The sequence below is a fragment of the Pseudoalteromonas sp. APM04 genome, assembly GCF_022809815.1.
Lineage (GTDB): Bacteria > Pseudomonadota > Gammaproteobacteria > Enterobacterales > Alteromonadaceae > Pseudoalteromonas > Pseudoalteromonas marina.
In genome coordinates this window covers 3,262,259-3,276,020 of sequence record NZ_CP094441.1, presented here as the reverse complement: position 1 = coordinate 3,276,020, position 13,762 = coordinate 3,262,259, and the positions used below count along the sequence as shown (strand labels likewise).

Sequence of the window (13,762 nt, the reverse complement as noted above, 5' to 3'; positions counted from 1 at the left end):
CCTATCTATGTATAGCGGCTAGTTACACTGATCTTGAACAATGTCGCTAATCGATTGCCATATACGGGCAGGTAGCAATGTTTTAAGTTGTGAATAGGTTTCGCACAATTGCGTACTGCCCACCAAGCCATTATCGCCTTCTGTCACAAGCCCTTCACCACGTAAGTTATCGATAAAACCAACCAGTACTTTTTTATCAAAAAACTCTGGTGTTTTAATGCCGTGTAATGTGCCTAAGCGATCTGCTAATACTTGGCTTTCTCGCTCAAGCTCAGCCTTTTCAATGCCATTACTCGTTTGTATAAAACCAATCACAATAGCGTAGCGTTGCAGAGTGAAGCTCAATGCTCGCCCTAGCATTTCTAATTTTGCTAAGCAGTCGTTGGTATTAGTAATGTGTATATTGTCGCCATCAAATTCAATTAAGTTTTGATCAGCAAAATTGGCCAAGATACGCGTAATGTAGTTTTCATCAAGGGGCTGTAAATACCATTCTTTGGCAAATAGTGGATAAAACGAATGTACTAATTGTTCACACTGCTTAATTGTTGTCGTGTGCTGCTTAAATAAGTGCAATGCCAACAAGCTAGGTACTGCAAATAGATGTAAAATATTGTTACGGTAATAATTAAAGAGTGTTTTTTCTTTATCGCTAATGGCAATAATTTCGCCAAACTCATCACTTATCACATCAAATTTGTTAAGTTTTAAGGCATGTGTAAGAAGTTGCTCAGGCGTTTCGTCAGGCGCCGTTACTTTATCGCTATAACTTGCATCACGCTGCAGGCGTAAGTAAAAATCGAGCTGAGCTAATAGCTTTGGTTTACTTAAAGCGTGCTTGTCGTTTACTAGCAATACCATTGCTAATAAGTTAACAGCATTTAAAGCAGCTGCATTATTAATTTTAACCATAACTTGGTCTGCTAAGGCTGCAACTTGTGGGCCTAACCACTGAGGTTTTTGTACGTCAGTTGGGTGAACCGCGTCGCGCCAGTCGGGTTGGTTATCATTTAAATATTGGTTAACCGAAATAGGATCGCCAAAATTTAGGTAACCACGTCCGTAGTTTTTAAGGTTTTTTATCGCTTTAAAAATACCAAATACCGACTCGCCTTTCTTATCTTTTCCAGCAAGCTCTTTAAGGTACGTATTTATTTCCATGACATGTTCGTAGCCAATATACACAGGGACTATTGATACTGGTCGATCGATACCGCGTAGCATGGCTTGAAAGGTCATTGCAAGCATACCTGTTTTGGGCGGTAACAAACGCCCTGTACGGCTACGCCCGCCTTCTGTGTAAAACTTAACTGAGTAACCTTTAATAAATAACTGACTCAAATATTCTTTAAAAATAGCTGAGTACAGTTTATTGCCTGCAAACGAGCGGCGAATAAAAAACGCACCCGAGCGGCGAAATATGCCACCGGCAGGAAAAAAGTTAAGGTTAACACCTGCGGCTATATGCGGTGGCACCAAACCTAAATGGTAAATAGAGTAAGTAAGAAGCAAGTAGTCCATATGGCTACGATGACAAGGCATGTAAATAATTTCATGGCCTTTATTAGTTAGTTCATGCAATTGCTCTGTGTGTTTTATGTGTATGCCGTTGTATAGCTTATTCCAAAGCCATGTTAAAAAGCGATCAGCAACGCGTATCATTGCTTCAGAATAGTTTGCGGCTATTTCATCAAGTAGCTTAAGCGCATTTTGACGAGCTTCGGTTTGGCTAATATTTTTAGCTTTTGCTTCATCCTGAATGGCTTTTTTTATTGTTGGTGAAGCAAGAAGAGAGTTAAACAATTGCTCGCGCGATGGCATTTTTGGGCCTGTGGCTGCCAGTTTTTGACGCTTAAAGTGAACCCGGGCAACACGTAGTAATTTTTGTGGTAGCTCATTTACATCAGCTTTTTCATTTACAATAAGTGATAAGTCGAGTGGTTGGCTAAAGCGAATAAAGTTGTCGCGACCAGAAAACAACACAACAAAAAACTTTCTAAACCAGCTTGGTGTAACCGAATGCGTTATTAAAGTACGTAATCCTGGTTTTTCTTTACCTGGATCGCGTCCCCATAAAATAGTTGCAGGTATCACTTGTACATTTTTTTGGCCACTATTTATAAGGTGATCAATTATTTGTTTGCCTTGTGCCAGTGCATTGGTTGGTTTTGCTGTATCGCCAAATAAAGGTGGTGGATTTTTAATACCAATAAATCGCTCTAAATGTTCATTACCTAATATTTGCTCTTCAGTAGGACTAGGTAAGCCGTGTTTTTTACAAGCATGAGCCAGCGCCGCAAGATCAAAACGAGAATTTAAACGCACTATATAAAATGTAGGGTAATCAGGATTTAAATCGTACTGTTTAATAGGGTTTTCTGGAAGGACTTTGCTTTTAACAAATAAGCGACTAAATCCAGCAGATAAAACGTTTAAACAATAATTAAAAATACGCATCGACTCACCATATTGAGGGTGTTAAAAAGCAAAATTAGCGTGATAGGATACCATATTATCTAAAAAATCGCTTCTTTACGAAATGAGATTAGTTAATGCAGCTATTGACTCGCATTGAAAAATTTAGTTCCAGTATAGTCACATAATATAAGCTGGCACTTATTTAGACGAATTAATCATTGATACTTTGTTTTGAATTAGTTGTTGCATTTATCACCAATACCTCTATAATACGCAGGCTTTCAAAATTCCCCCGGGAACTTGAAAGGATAAATTAAGCTTGGATTTCAAGCTAATAAACAGGAGTTCCGATTTGGAACTCAACGTAGATATAATCAAACAGCCGACATCTTAATAATTAAGATTGTTTCGGTCGTTTTTTTATGCTCTTTTAAATGCTCTTTATATTGAGGTTAAGAATGTCAAATCAACGCATTCGTATTCGCCTAAAAGCTTTTGACCACCGTTTGATTGACCAATCAACGGCAGAAATCGTGGAAACTGCGAAACGCACTGGCGCACAAGTACGTGGTCCAATCCCACTACCTACACGCTTTGAACGTTTTACTGTACTTACTTCACCGCACGTAAACAAAGATGCGCGTGATCAGTACGAAATCCGCACCCATAAACGTCTGATAGACATCGTAGAACCAACTGACAAGACTGTTGACGCGCTTATGCGTTTAGATCTTGCTGCTGGTGTTGATGTTCAAATCAGCCTGGGTTAATCGGAAGATTAGAGAGGTTTTAGGAAAATGGCATTAGGTCTAGTCGGTCGTAAAGTGGGTATGACACGAATCTTCACTGAAGATGGTGTATCTATCCCTGTGACAGTTATTGAAGCGACACCTAACCGCATTGCTCAGATCAAATCTGACGCAACAGACGGTTATAACGCGCTTCAAGTAACCGCAGGCACTAAAAAAGCAAGTCGTGTAAACAAAGCTTCAGCGGGTCACTTCGCTAAAGCTGGCGTTGAAGCGGGTCGCGGTCTGTGGGAATTCCGCCTTAACGGTGGTGAAGGCGATTTTGAAGTAGGCGCAGAGCTTACTGTTGAGTTATTCAACGAAATCAACAAGGTTGACGTAACCGGTACTTCTAAAGGTAAAGGTTTCCAAGGTGGTGTTAAGCGCTGGAATTTCAGCATGCAAGACGCTACACATGGTAACTCTCTATCTCACCGTGCTCCTGGTTCAATCGGTCAAAACCAATCACCTGGTAAGGTGTTTAAAGGTAAGAAAATGGCCGGTCATATGGGTGCTGAGCGTGTAACGACTCAAAACTTAGAACTAGTTCGCGTTGACGCTGAGCGTAACTTGCTTTTAGTGAAAGGTGCAGTACCTGGATCTATCGGCGGTGACGTTATCGTTAAACCAGCTGTTAAAGCATAAGTCCTGGAGATTTAGTGATGGAATTAGCAATCAAAGACGCTTCTGGCGCTCTTGAAGTTTCTGAAGCTACTTTTGGACGTGAGTTTAACGAAGCATTAGTACACCAAGTAGTTGTTGCTTACGCAGCAGGTGCTCGTCAAGGTACTCGTGCTCAGAAGACACGTTCTGAAGTAAGCGGTGGTGGTAAAAAACCATGGGCTCAAAAAGGTACTGGCCGTGCACGTGCTGGTACAATCCGTAGTCCAATTTGGCGTTCAGGTGGCGTTAGCTTCGCAGCTAAACCACAAGACCACAGCCAAAAAGTAAACCGTAAAATGTACCGTGGTGCGATCAAAAGCATCCTATCTGAACTAGTTCGTCAAGAGCGTTTAATCGTTGTTGAAAGTTTTGGTCTTGAAGCACCAAAAACTAAAGATCTAGTAGCTAAGCTTAAAGAGCTTGAGCTTAAAGATGTACTTATCGTGACTGAAGAAGTAGATGAAAATCTTTTCTTATCAGCACGTAACCTTTATAAGGTTGACACGCGTGATGTAGCTGGTATCGATCCTGTAAGCTTAATTGCTTTCGACAAGGTACTTATTACAGCCGCTGCTGTTAAGCAACTTGAGGAGGCGCTAGCATGATCCGTGAAGAACGTCTTTTAAAAGTGATCCTTGCTCCACACATCTCTGAAAAAAGCACAATTGCTGCTGAAGAAAACAACACGATTGTTTTCAAAGTAGTAAATGACGCAACTAAAGCTGAAATTAAAGCAGCAGTTGAGAAGCTTTTTGAAGTAGAAGTAACGGGTGTTCGCACACTTAACGTTAAGGGTAAAACAAAACGTACTGGCATGCGTTTCGGTCGTCGTAGCGACTGGAAGAAAGCTTACGTTACTCTTAAAGAAGGCAGCGAGCTAGACTTTGTCGGCGGCGCCGAGTAATAAGGGGATAGAATTATGGCACTTCAAAAGTGTAAGCCTACTTCTGCGGGTCGTCGTCACCTAGTTAAAGTGGTTAACTCTGATTTACATAAGGGTAAGCCATACGCACCACTTTTAGAGAAAAACTCTAAATCAGGTGGTCGTAATAACAATGGTCGTATTACGGTTCGTCATATCGGTGGTGGTCATAAACATCATTACCGTTTAATCGATTTTAAACGTACTAAAGATGGCATTCCAGCTACTGTTGAACGTTTAGAATACGATCCAAATCGTAGCGCAAACATCGCTCTTGTATTATATGCAGACGGTGAGCGTCGTTACATTATCGCACCTAAAGGCTTAAAAGCTGGTGATGCAATCCAGTCTGGTGTTGATGCACCAATCAAAGCTGGTAATGCACTACCAATGCGTAATATGCCTGTAGGTTCGACTGTTCACAACGTAGAATTAAAACCAGGTAAAGGTGCACAAATCGCACGTTCTGCTGGTGCTTACGTTCAAATTCTTGCACGTGATGGTCAGTATGTAACATTACGTCTTCGTTCAGGCGAAGTACGTAAAGTTGAAGCTGATTGTCGTGCTACACTTGGTGAAGTTGGCAATGCTGAGCATATGCTTCGTTCACTTGGTAAAGCAGGTGCAAACCGCTGGCGTGGTATTCGTCCGACAGTTCGTGGTGTTGCCATGAACCCGGTTGATCACCCACACGGTGGTGGTGAAGGTCGTACTTCTGGTGGTCGTCATCCTGTGTCTCCATGGGGTAAGCCGACTAAGGGTGCGAAGACGCGTAAGAACAAGCGTACGGATAAATTTATAGTACGTCGTCGTACTAAGTAATATTGAGGAATAGCCATGCCACGCTCTCTCAAGAAGGGTCCTTTTATAGACCTACACTTGCTGAAGAAGGTAGAGAAAGCTTTGGAAAGCGGTGAGAAAAAGCCAATTAAAACTTGGAGCCGTCGTTCAATGATCATACCTAACATGATCGGATTGACCATTGCTGTCCATAATGGTCGCCAGCACGTACCAGTTTTCGTTTCTGACGAAATGATCGGTCACAAACTAGGTGAATTTGCACCAACTCGCACTTACCGTGGCCATGCTGCGGATAAGAAAGCGAAGAAACGTTAAGAGGGGAAGATAAATGCAAGCATTAGCTAAACATAAATTCGCCTCTGGTTCGGCGCAAAAAGCACGTCTAGTTGCAGATCAGATCCGCGGGTTACCTGTCGATCGCGCACTAGAAATCCTGGCGTACAGCCCGAAAAAAGCGGCTGTATTAGTTAAGAAAGTACTTGAGTCTGCTATTGCTAACGCAGAGCATAACGAAGGTGCTGACATTGATGAGCTTCGTGTAACTACGATCTTTGTGGACGATGGTCCTACAATGAAACGTATTATGCCTCGTGCTAAAGGACGCGCAGACCGCATCCTTAAGCGTACAAGCCATATCACTGTTATGGTTTCAGATAGCTAGGAGTATAAGTAATGGGACAAAAAGTTCATCCTACTGGTATTCGCCTAGGTATATCTAAACCTTGGGTTTCTACCTGGTACGCGAGTTCTAAAGATTTCTCTGATCAGCTTTTTGGCGATCACAAAGTTCGTGCATTCCTTACAAAGGAATTAAAAACAGCTTCTGTGTCTAAAATCGTTATTGAGCGTCCAGCAAAATCAATCCGCGTAACAATCCACACGGCTCGTCCGGGTGTTGTTATCGGTAAAAAAGGCGAAGACGTAGAAAAATTACGTCAAGCAGTAACTAAAATCGCTGGTGTACCTGCTCAGATTAATATCTCTGAAGTACGTAAACCAGAACTTGATGCACAACTAGTAGCAGACGGCATTGCCTCTCAACTAGAGCGTCGTGTTATGTTCCGTCGCGCTATGAAGCGTTCGGTACAAAATGCAATGCGCATCGGTTCAAAAGGGATTAAAGTTGAAGTTAGCGGTCGTCTTGGCGGCGCAGAAATCGCACGTTCAGAATGGTATCGTGAAGGTCGTGTACCTCTACATACTCTTCGTGCTGATATCGACTACGCAACTTCTGAAGCCTTAACCACTTATGGTATCATTGGTGTTAAAGTTTGGATCTTCAAAGGCGAAGTTATTGGTGGTTTACCACTAGTACAAGAGCAAGAGAAGCCAGCTAAACGCGCACCAAAGAAAGCCAAGAAAAGTGCTAAGTAGAGGTAGCGAGTAATGTTACAGCCAAAACGTACAAAATTCCGTAAAATGCACAAAGGCCGCAACCGCGGTTTAGCGCAAAACGGTAACAAAGTAAGCTTCGGTACTTTCGGATTGAAAGCTACTGGCCGTGGCCGCATGACTGCTCGTCAAATCGAAGCAGCTCGTCGTGCTATGACGCGTCACGTGAAACGTCAAGGTAAAATTTGGATCCGTGTCTTCCCTGACAAACCGATTACAGAAAAACCTCTTGAAGTTCGTATGGGTAAAGGTAAAGGTTCTGTTGAATATTGGGTTGCTGAAATTCAGCCTGGTAAAGTACTTTACGAAATGGAAGGTGTTTCTGAAGAGCTTGCTCGTGAAGCATTCGACCTTGCAGCTCGTAAACTGCCATTCAAAACAACTTTCGTAACTCGGACGGTAATGTGATGAAAGCAAGCGAACTAAAAGACAAAAGCGTAGAAGAGCTTAATGCTGAACTTCTAGGACTTCTTCGTGAGCAGTTTAACCTGCGCATGCAAGCAAGCACTGGTCAGTTAGCTCAGACACACACGCTAAGAACAGTACGTCGCGATATCGCGCGTGTAAAAACAATTATTAACCAGAAGGCAGGTCAATAATGAGCGATAAAATTCGTACTCTTCAAGGCCGTGTAGTTAGCGACAAGATGGAAAAATCTTTCACTATCGCAATCGCACGTTACGTGAAGCACCCAATCTATGGGAAATTCATTAAACGTACAACTAAGCTACACGTACATGACGAAAACAACACAGCAAAAGCGGGTGACGTAGTTACTATCCGTGAATGTGCACCAATTTCTAAGAATAAATCTTGGACTTTAGTAGACGTTGTTTCTAGTCCAAAACAAGCTTAATTTTTAATTAAGTTAGTTTTGTAAAAAAGCCCCGGCATTAGCTGGGGCTTTTTGTATTTAGTACCGCAGTAAAGTAACTTATTGATAATTTTTAGACCGACAATACACCTTTTAAATGAACTAAACCTGCCCAGTTATACTCATAAAGTAAGCTGTTCACAGGGAGTTGATGTGTTGAAAGGTAACTATAAAGCGTGGGGTATATCAATTGGTTTACATATTGTTGTTATTTATTTGGTTTCGAGGCAAACGATTGAGATAGCACAACCATACGCAGGCAAAGTGATAAAAGCGTATGTAATGGTGGACCTTACAGCATTACCCAGTAATACAAAAAGTAAACAGCCGAATGCTTCACTCCCTGAAAATGATACCGAGCTTGATGCAAGTGAGTTAACACCTAAGCCGCTTAAAGGGCATGACTTTGAGAATGCTCAGCAATTAAAATTAAATTTACCAGAGAATGCCACTCAGACAAGTAAAAGCATTGCCATAAGTACTGATAGAAAAAAGCATAATGTAAATAAAGCCGCGATTGAGCCTAAAAAAAATAAGGTTAATTCAAAAACTCAGCAGCAGCCATTTAAAAAAATTGATCCATACGCATCAATAACTCCGTTTTCAATTTCCAGTAATGCTATTGTATCCTTTGATTTCCCGCAGATAGCAACTTCGCCAAAGAGCAAAAATCATCAACACATAACGGTTCCAATTGAGCATTCTAGTGATTTAAAATCAGCGGTATTGTGGCAAAGCGCAGATGGTAGTCAGCGGGTGGAAATGTACAAAGGTATGTGCTACAAGATTGATTTTAATGGTGTTATGGGTAAAGCAGGCTTGCCAACAGGATCGCCAAGGCCATGCAAAGATAACGATCGTATTCTATATAATAAAATAATGGATAAGTGGAACGCTAAAAAGCCTATTAAGTAGTGTGTTTAAACTTTATTAAGAGGCTTAATTAATAAATGCTTTTTAGAAAAAGCGGCAACGACAACGGATAGCAAAATACAAAGCGTGGAGCCTACAATTAAAAAGCGGTTTTCAATCCGGCTAACTTGCCTCTCACCTAAAATTTGGTAAATAACATCACCTTCAATAAATTGCTCGCCTTGGTAGTGCTGACTGACGTTGAACGCTACAAAATCGCCTAATTTGGCCTGATAAGTAAAGTAAGTCTCTGGGTAGAAAATTTCATAGGTTGCGCATAACCACATTACGAGACCAGTAATAAGCATAATTAAACTTACAAACAGCCTTTTTTTAATCTGTGTGCTTTGTAATGTTTTTGATGGTAAATACTTATCTAAACACGTTTTGCCATAGCAAAGTTCGAGCTTTTCAATTACCTCAGCGGACGGAATAAATTGTCCATTTTCAAGCTTAGATAAGTAAGATTGTTGAATACCAATCTCGCGTGCAGCAAATGCTTGCGTCCATTTTTTATTTGCTCTTAATTGCTTTAGTTCAATTCCTAGCGACAAGTTTCTTCCTTACCTTGTTTAATGCTCATCTATTTATTATCGCTAAAAATGGTGTGTTTAAATAGCCCAATAAGCAATATTCATTACTATGAATTAAAAGAATATTATGAATATTAATAAGTTAAGTTTTAATAGGTGATAAATTGGTTATGCTAGGCAGACTAAATAATAAAGGAGTATAACGAATGAAAATGTACTTTTATAAAGCGGTAATGGGGATTACTTTTGGGTTTTTATCCTCAGCGTGTATTGCAGAGCCAGTATTTGCGATTAAAGCCACTATTTACAAGCTAGAGAGTAAAATAACTATAGACAGCAAAATAGATGAAACATTAAAAAATTTACAACCGATTCACCAACCTCAGTTATTAGCTAACTTAAATAAAAGCGCATTAATAGAAATAGGCGACGGTGAGCAGCTAACAGCACTTGAGGTAAAAACAAATGAACAAGGAAGTTTTTATAATGCGAGCATGAAGCTCAAAGAAAAAGTAGATAGCGATTGGCAGTCTATTACGTCTTTCATGCCTAATATTCCCAATGGGCAAACTGTATATTTTAGCCGCACATTTACAGACAGCGTATGGGTGATTAAATTAACGGGAAAGCGCTATGAGTCTATTGCACTTGGTCAGGCGAGTTTTAAATAGCCTCAACCTTGGCTGAGGCTATATTTTCTACCAAATCATTTCTACAAATTCAGGGTAGTCGATAAACGGATTACGGTTACCTTGAAATTCAAATGCTGCTTGGTTTCGATCTATTTCCATTTGGCTAACAGGGTCTGCGTTATGCCAGTTGATTAACATGGCAACAACCCAGCTTTCAAATACCTGCGAACTGGTGCCGTTAAGAACGGCATTACTTGCAGTGGTATTATTTTGCCACGTCCCAATCACATTTTCATAGCGTGTAGCCATGTAAAAATAGGCACGGGCAAAGTCACCTTTAAACTCATCAATGGGTTCAAACACTGTGCCCGTGTAATTAATGGCACTACTTGCAGAGCCTAACTTACTGCCATTAGTTGATGTAAACGTGGCGCTTGCCACTTCACCAAACGGAAAGTTGCTGCGTTTAGAGTTTACATAGCCATCGGTTGCATAAATATGATGAACATCTGAGTTCATAGGCTCATTTGTACCGCCAAACCAACTTTTAGGGAACGAATGCTCGCGGTTGTAACAACCACCTTCGCCACTGTAATTGCCACATTGATCGCTAACGGCTGTGTATGTGTAGCTATCGTTACCATTTGGCTTTTCACTGTACATATCTAAAATACTATTATCGTTTTCAAAGTATGTATCGCGAGCCGATGAATCATAAAAGTTCCATATTGCAGAGTACCCCTGCGAGCTATGATTATTAATGATGTTATAAAGCTCAGTTTTTAATGCGTAACCGGTTAGGCCTTGTGCTGTAACATAATAACCTGTTGGTGTTGTAGGGGTGCCACCAGAGCCACCGCCAAGCGAAAATGAAGTACTTTCAGCGTTGCTGAAGCTTGCGCCACTTGCCAGGGTTGCCCCACCACTAGTAAGTGCATAACTACCGCTACCAAAACTACAACAGATACCATCACCGTAGCTGTCGTTAATAGTAAAGGTATAGGCGCCATCACCTAAACACAGTGCTTCGTTATATTGTGTATTAGACGCATAGCCACTCCCGCTTGCAACTGTATTACCTTGGTTATTATTAATAGCCCAGCTTGTTTCGCTACCATAATTATCTGTCGTCAGACTAAAAGAGAGACTATTGCCCGAGCAACTCCCAGAGCTACTGTCGTTACTTGTAGGTAGAAAATTATCTACATAGACAAGTTCATTGCCATCAAAGCCACTGACATCATAAAAGCGTAGGCCAACATTAATGGTTTTATTGCTACTTGCTGTATAGCTGTGGCTAATTGTTTGCCATTGATTAGTTAGCGTATTATTGGAGTAGCCTTGGTAACCATCTACGAATAAACGGGCTTTAATTTTTCCTTCTGTGTGGTAAACATCAGTTGAAAACGCATAGGTTTTTCCTGCTTCTACCGTTATTTGTTGTAATAAATCGGTGTTAGCCTGAGAGCCTGTGGTTACATTAACTGCTGCTGCACTATTACCTGTTTTAACAATATTTGTTGAGCGCGATAGGCTAATACCGCTATCTATTGTGCTCCACGCGTCAGGTGTATTGCCTGACCATTGCTCAAAACTGCCATTTTCTACATTTGCCATTACCGGAAGTGTGCCAAGTAATAAGGCTGTTCCGAATAGTTTATTTTTATATGTCCCGTGTGACATGATTGTTCCTATTTTTATAATGAGTGAATAATATACATTACTTTGTTTAGGTTACAAAATTGTTAATTTAAAATTTAATAAAAAGCAATAATCGCTCTTTAATCTGTTTTTTTAGGTGTTTTTTAAAATTAATAACTAAATGGAATATCAAAGCAGATTCTATTCTTTTTTGATAAGTCGATAGCCCGTTATCCTGCACAGTAAGAAAACCTCAGCAAACTTATATCGGCTGAGGAAAAACTCATTTTTAACAATACACGGTGTGTGTTGTGCTTAATTTTCAGGGTTATGGGGAATCGATTCATGTTGTTAGGTCAACTAAATGCTGCGGCAAGCCCGCTATCGCAAGAGCAAGTTCAAAAGCTGCAAGGTTTAGTGGCTGAGCTTAATCCAATACAACAAGCGTGGGTAAGTGGTTACTTAGCAGCTAATGCAAATGCTTCAGCACTTGGTATGCCTACGGCTGGCACATCAGTAACGGGCGATGCAGCAGTATTAACTATTTTATATGGCTCACAAACGGGTAATGCAAAAGGTGTTGCAACCCAAATGAAAGAGCAAGCTGAATCGCGTGGTTTATCAGCCAAATTAGTGAGTATGTCTGATTACAAACCAACGGCCCTGAAAAAAGAAAAGTTTTTAACCGTTGTTGTATCGACTTACGGTGAAGGTGAACCGCCTGAAGATGGCGAAACGTTGCACGCATTTTTAGCCACTAAAAAGGCCCCTAAACTCGACGGTGTTAAAATAGCTGTCATTGGTCTAGGCGATTCTAGCTATGAGTTTTTCTGCCAAACAGCAAAAGATTTTGAAGAGCGTTTAAATAAGTTAGGCGCTGAGTCAGTTTACCAACGCGCTGATTTAGATGTTGACTACGAAGAAGAAGCTGCAACATGGATTCAAGGCGCACTGGATGCATTTGAACCAGATTTAAAAGCGCAACAGGGTAACGCAGGTGGACAAGCCGCGGTTATGCCATTTGGTGCACCAACACCTGCAGCTAGCCAGTACACAAAGCAAAATCCATTTGAAGCCGAATTATTAGCCGTTCAAAAAATTACCGGGCGTGATTCAACAAAAGATGTACGCCATGTAGAAATTTCGCTTGAAGGCTCTGATATCACTTACACACCGGGCGACTCACTGGGTGTATATTTTTTAAATGATGAGGCGTTAGTTGATGAAGTGCTAGAACTTACCCAAATTGATGGTTCAAGTCGCGTTAAAGTTGCGAATGAAGAATTGAGCGTGCGTGATGCGCTTATCGAAAAATTAGAGCTAACGCAGTCATATCCAGGTTTTGTTGAAAAATACGCAACAGCAATAGGCACGCCTGAGCTACTTAAGCTAGTTGAAGATAAAGCTGCAATGCGTGCTTACATTGAGCCACGCCAAATATTTGATGTTATTCGTCAAAATCCAGCAAAACTAGATGCACAAACATTAGTTGATTGCTTACGTAAGCTTCAGGCTCGTTTATATTCTATAGCGTCTAGCCAAAGCGAAGTTGAAGACGAAGTGCATTTAACGGTTGGACTTGTTGAGTTTGATACTTTTGACAGCGAGCACTTAGGTGGTTGTTCTGGTTATTTAGCGCGTCGTGCTGAAGAAGGCTGCAAAGTAAAAGTATTTAGCGAACATAATGACAACTTCCGTTTACCGGCTAACGATGAAACACCTATTATCATGGTGGGTCCGGGTACTGGTATTGCGCCATTCCGCGCATTTTTACAAGAGCGTGACTCGCGTGAAGCACAGGGTAAAAACTGGCTGTTTTTTGGTAACCCACACTTTACTCAAGACTTTTTATACCAAGTAGAAATTCAAGGTTATTTAAAGTCAGGTTTACTTAATAAAGTAGATGTTGCATTTAGCCGTGACCAAGCCGAAAAAATCTATGTACAAGATAAGCTTCGCAAAAACTCAAAAGACATTTTTGAGTGGTTAGAAGCTGGCGCTCACTTTTATGTATGTGGAGACGCAAACCGTATGGCAAAAGATGTACATCAAGCATTGGTTGATATCATTAAAGAAAATACGGGTAAAAATGATGAAGACGCAGAACAATATTTAAAAGACCTGCGTAGCGCAAACCGCTATCAGAAAGACGTGTATTAATCACGTTTCTTATTTTATTAACAGCT

17 protein-coding genes are annotated in these 13,762 nt (G+C 40.8%); 14 read left to right on the top strand and 3 right to left on the bottom strand.

Annotation, left to right across the window (positions count from 1 at the left end):
- Positions 1-18: 18 nt before the first annotated feature.
- Positions 19-2,457, bottom strand: a complete 2,439-nt coding sequence (gene plsB / locus MTP24_RS15140; protein ID WP_243531991.1) for a glycerol-3-phosphate 1-O-acyltransferase PlsB — start codon at positions 2,455-2,457, stop codon at positions 19-21.
- A gap of 419 nt (positions 2,458-2,876) precedes the next feature.
- On the opposite strand from plsB, the gene rpsJ reads away from it, so the two are divergent.
- The 12 genes from rpsJ (at position 2,877) to MTP24_RS15080 (ending at position 8,773) form a co-directional block, all read left to right on the top strand.
- Positions 2,877-3,188 carry a 30S ribosomal protein S10 gene (rpsJ, locus tag MTP24_RS15135; protein ID WP_002957900.1) on the top strand — a complete coding sequence of 104 codons (312 nt, stop codon included), beginning with the start codon at positions 2,877-2,879 and terminating at the stop codon, positions 3,186-3,188.
- Between the two features lie 27 nt (positions 3,189-3,215).
- Positions 3,216-3,851, top strand: coding sequence for a 50S ribosomal protein L3 (rplC, locus tag MTP24_RS15130; RefSeq protein WP_006791361.1), 636 nt, complete (start codon positions 3,216-3,218; stop codon positions 3,849-3,851).
- Between the two features lie 17 nt (positions 3,852-3,868).
- Positions 3,869-4,474 carry a 50S ribosomal protein L4 gene (rplD, locus tag MTP24_RS15125; RefSeq protein WP_006791360.1) on the top strand — a complete coding sequence of 202 codons (606 nt, stop codon included), beginning with the start codon at positions 3,869-3,871 and terminating at the stop codon, positions 4,472-4,474.
- A complete protein-coding gene (gene rplW / locus MTP24_RS15120) occupies positions 4,471-4,773 on the top strand; it encodes a 50S ribosomal protein L23 (RefSeq protein WP_006791359.1) in 303 nt (100 codons plus the stop codon). The genes rplD and rplW overlap by 4 nt, the downstream gene beginning before the upstream one ends.
- A 15-nt stretch (positions 4,774-4,788) precedes the next feature.
- A complete protein-coding gene (gene rplB, locus MTP24_RS15115; RefSeq protein ID WP_006791358.1) occupies positions 4,789-5,613 on the top strand; it encodes a 50S ribosomal protein L2 in 825 nt (274 codons plus the stop codon).
- A gap of 15 nt (positions 5,614-5,628) precedes the next feature.
- Entirely contained in the window at positions 5,629-5,907 is a 279-nt protein-coding gene (gene rpsS, locus MTP24_RS15110; protein ID WP_004588689.1) for a 30S ribosomal protein S19, read from the top strand.
- A gap of 13 nt (positions 5,908-5,920) precedes the next feature.
- Complete coding sequence (rplV, locus tag MTP24_RS15105; RefSeq protein ID WP_006791357.1) at positions 5,921-6,253, top strand: 50S ribosomal protein L22; 333 nt, start codon at positions 5,921-5,923, stop codon at positions 6,251-6,253.
- An 11-nt stretch (positions 6,254-6,264) separates the two neighbouring features.
- Entirely contained in the window at positions 6,265-6,966 is a 702-nt protein-coding gene (gene rpsC, locus MTP24_RS15100; RefSeq protein ID WP_006791356.1) for a 30S ribosomal protein S3, read from the top strand.
- Between the two features lie 12 nt (positions 6,967-6,978).
- The gene (gene rplP, locus MTP24_RS15095; protein ID WP_002957890.1) at positions 6,979-7,392 is read left to right on the top strand and encodes a 50S ribosomal protein L16; all 414 of its coding nucleotides are present in this window, start codon (positions 6,979-6,981) and stop codon (positions 7,390-7,392) included.
- Positions 7,392-7,583, top strand: a complete 192-nt coding sequence (gene rpmC, locus MTP24_RS15090) for a 50S ribosomal protein L29 (protein WP_004588692.1) — start codon at positions 7,392-7,394, stop codon at positions 7,581-7,583. The genes rplP and rpmC overlap by 1 nt, the downstream gene beginning before the upstream one ends.
- Entirely contained in the window at positions 7,583-7,840 is a 258-nt protein-coding gene (gene rpsQ, locus MTP24_RS15085) for a 30S ribosomal protein S17 (protein ID WP_006791355.1), read from the top strand. Before rpmC ends, rpsQ begins: the two co-directional genes overlap by 1 nt.
- Before the next feature lie 171 nt (positions 7,841-8,011).
- Positions 8,012-8,773: a hypothetical protein gene (locus tag MTP24_RS15080; RefSeq protein ID WP_243531988.1), complete on the top strand. Its 762-nt coding sequence runs from the start codon at positions 8,012-8,014 to the stop codon at positions 8,771-8,773.
- A gap of 5 nt (positions 8,774-8,778) precedes the next feature.
- Here the strand turns inward: MTP24_RS15080 and MTP24_RS15075 are convergent, their stop codons facing one another.
- The gene (locus MTP24_RS15075) at positions 8,779-9,324 is read right to left on the bottom strand and encodes a helix-turn-helix transcriptional regulator (RefSeq protein WP_243531986.1); all 546 of its coding nucleotides are present in this window, start codon (positions 9,322-9,324) and stop codon (positions 8,779-8,781) included.
- 185 nt (positions 9,325-9,509) lie between these two features.
- Between MTP24_RS15075 and MTP24_RS15070 the strand changes: the two genes are divergently transcribed.
- Positions 9,510-9,974: a hypothetical protein gene (locus MTP24_RS15070; RefSeq protein ID WP_006791352.1), complete on the top strand. Its 465-nt coding sequence runs from the start codon at positions 9,510-9,512 to the stop codon at positions 9,972-9,974.
- 27 nt (positions 9,975-10,001) lie between these two features.
- On the opposite strand, the gene MTP24_RS15065 is transcribed toward MTP24_RS15070, so the two are convergent.
- The gene (locus MTP24_RS15065; RefSeq protein ID WP_243531984.1) at positions 10,002-11,618 is read right to left on the bottom strand and encodes an endonuclease; all 1,617 of its coding nucleotides are present in this window, start codon (positions 11,616-11,618) and stop codon (positions 10,002-10,004) included.
- Positions 11,619-11,921: 303 nt separating this feature from the next.
- Between MTP24_RS15065 and MTP24_RS15060 the strand changes: the two genes are divergently transcribed.
- The gene (locus MTP24_RS15060; protein ID WP_243531982.1) at positions 11,922-13,736 is read left to right on the top strand and encodes an assimilatory sulfite reductase (NADPH) flavoprotein subunit; all 1,815 of its coding nucleotides are present in this window, start codon (positions 11,922-11,924) and stop codon (positions 13,734-13,736) included.
- Positions 13,737-13,762 lie beyond the last annotated feature (26 nt).

Coding starts and splice junctions, on each gene's coding strand:
- rplC (WP_006791361.1), top strand. CDS start 3,216: ATGGCATTAGGTCTAGTCGGTCGTAAAGTGGGTATGACACGAATCTTC.
- rplV (WP_006791357.1), top strand. CDS start 5,921: ATGCAAGCATTAGCTAAACATAAATTCGCCTCTGGTTCGGCGCAAAAA.
- rpmC (WP_004588692.1), top strand. CDS start 7,392: ATGAAAGCAAGCGAACTAAAAGACAAAAGCGTAGAAGAGCTTAATGCT.
- rplP (WP_002957890.1), top strand. CDS start 6,979: ATGTTACAGCCAAAACGTACAAAATTCCGTAAAATGCACAAAGGCCGC.
- rpsJ (WP_002957900.1), top strand. CDS start 2,877: ATGTCAAATCAACGCATTCGTATTCGCCTAAAAGCTTTTGACCACCGT.
- rpsC (WP_006791356.1), top strand. CDS start 6,265: ATGGGACAAAAAGTTCATCCTACTGGTATTCGCCTAGGTATATCTAAA.
- plsB (WP_243531991.1), bottom strand. CDS start 2,457: ATGCGTATTTTTAATTATTGTTTAAACGTTTTATCTGCTGGATTTAGT.
- MTP24_RS15065 (WP_243531984.1), bottom strand. CDS start 11,618: ATGTCACACGGGACATATAAAAATAAACTATTCGGAACAGCCTTATTA.
- rplW (WP_006791359.1), top strand. CDS start 4,471: ATGATCCGTGAAGAACGTCTTTTAAAAGTGATCCTTGCTCCACACATC.
- rpsQ (WP_006791355.1), top strand. CDS start 7,583: ATGAGCGATAAAATTCGTACTCTTCAAGGCCGTGTAGTTAGCGACAAG.
- MTP24_RS15060 (WP_243531982.1), top strand. CDS start 11,922: ATGTTGTTAGGTCAACTAAATGCTGCGGCAAGCCCGCTATCGCAAGAG.
- rplD (WP_006791360.1), top strand. CDS start 3,869: ATGGAATTAGCAATCAAAGACGCTTCTGGCGCTCTTGAAGTTTCTGAA.
- MTP24_RS15070 (WP_006791352.1), top strand. CDS start 9,510: ATGAAAATGTACTTTTATAAAGCGGTAATGGGGATTACTTTTGGGTTT.
- rplB (WP_006791358.1), top strand. CDS start 4,789: ATGGCACTTCAAAAGTGTAAGCCTACTTCTGCGGGTCGTCGTCACCTA.
- rpsS (WP_004588689.1), top strand. CDS start 5,629: ATGCCACGCTCTCTCAAGAAGGGTCCTTTTATAGACCTACACTTGCTG.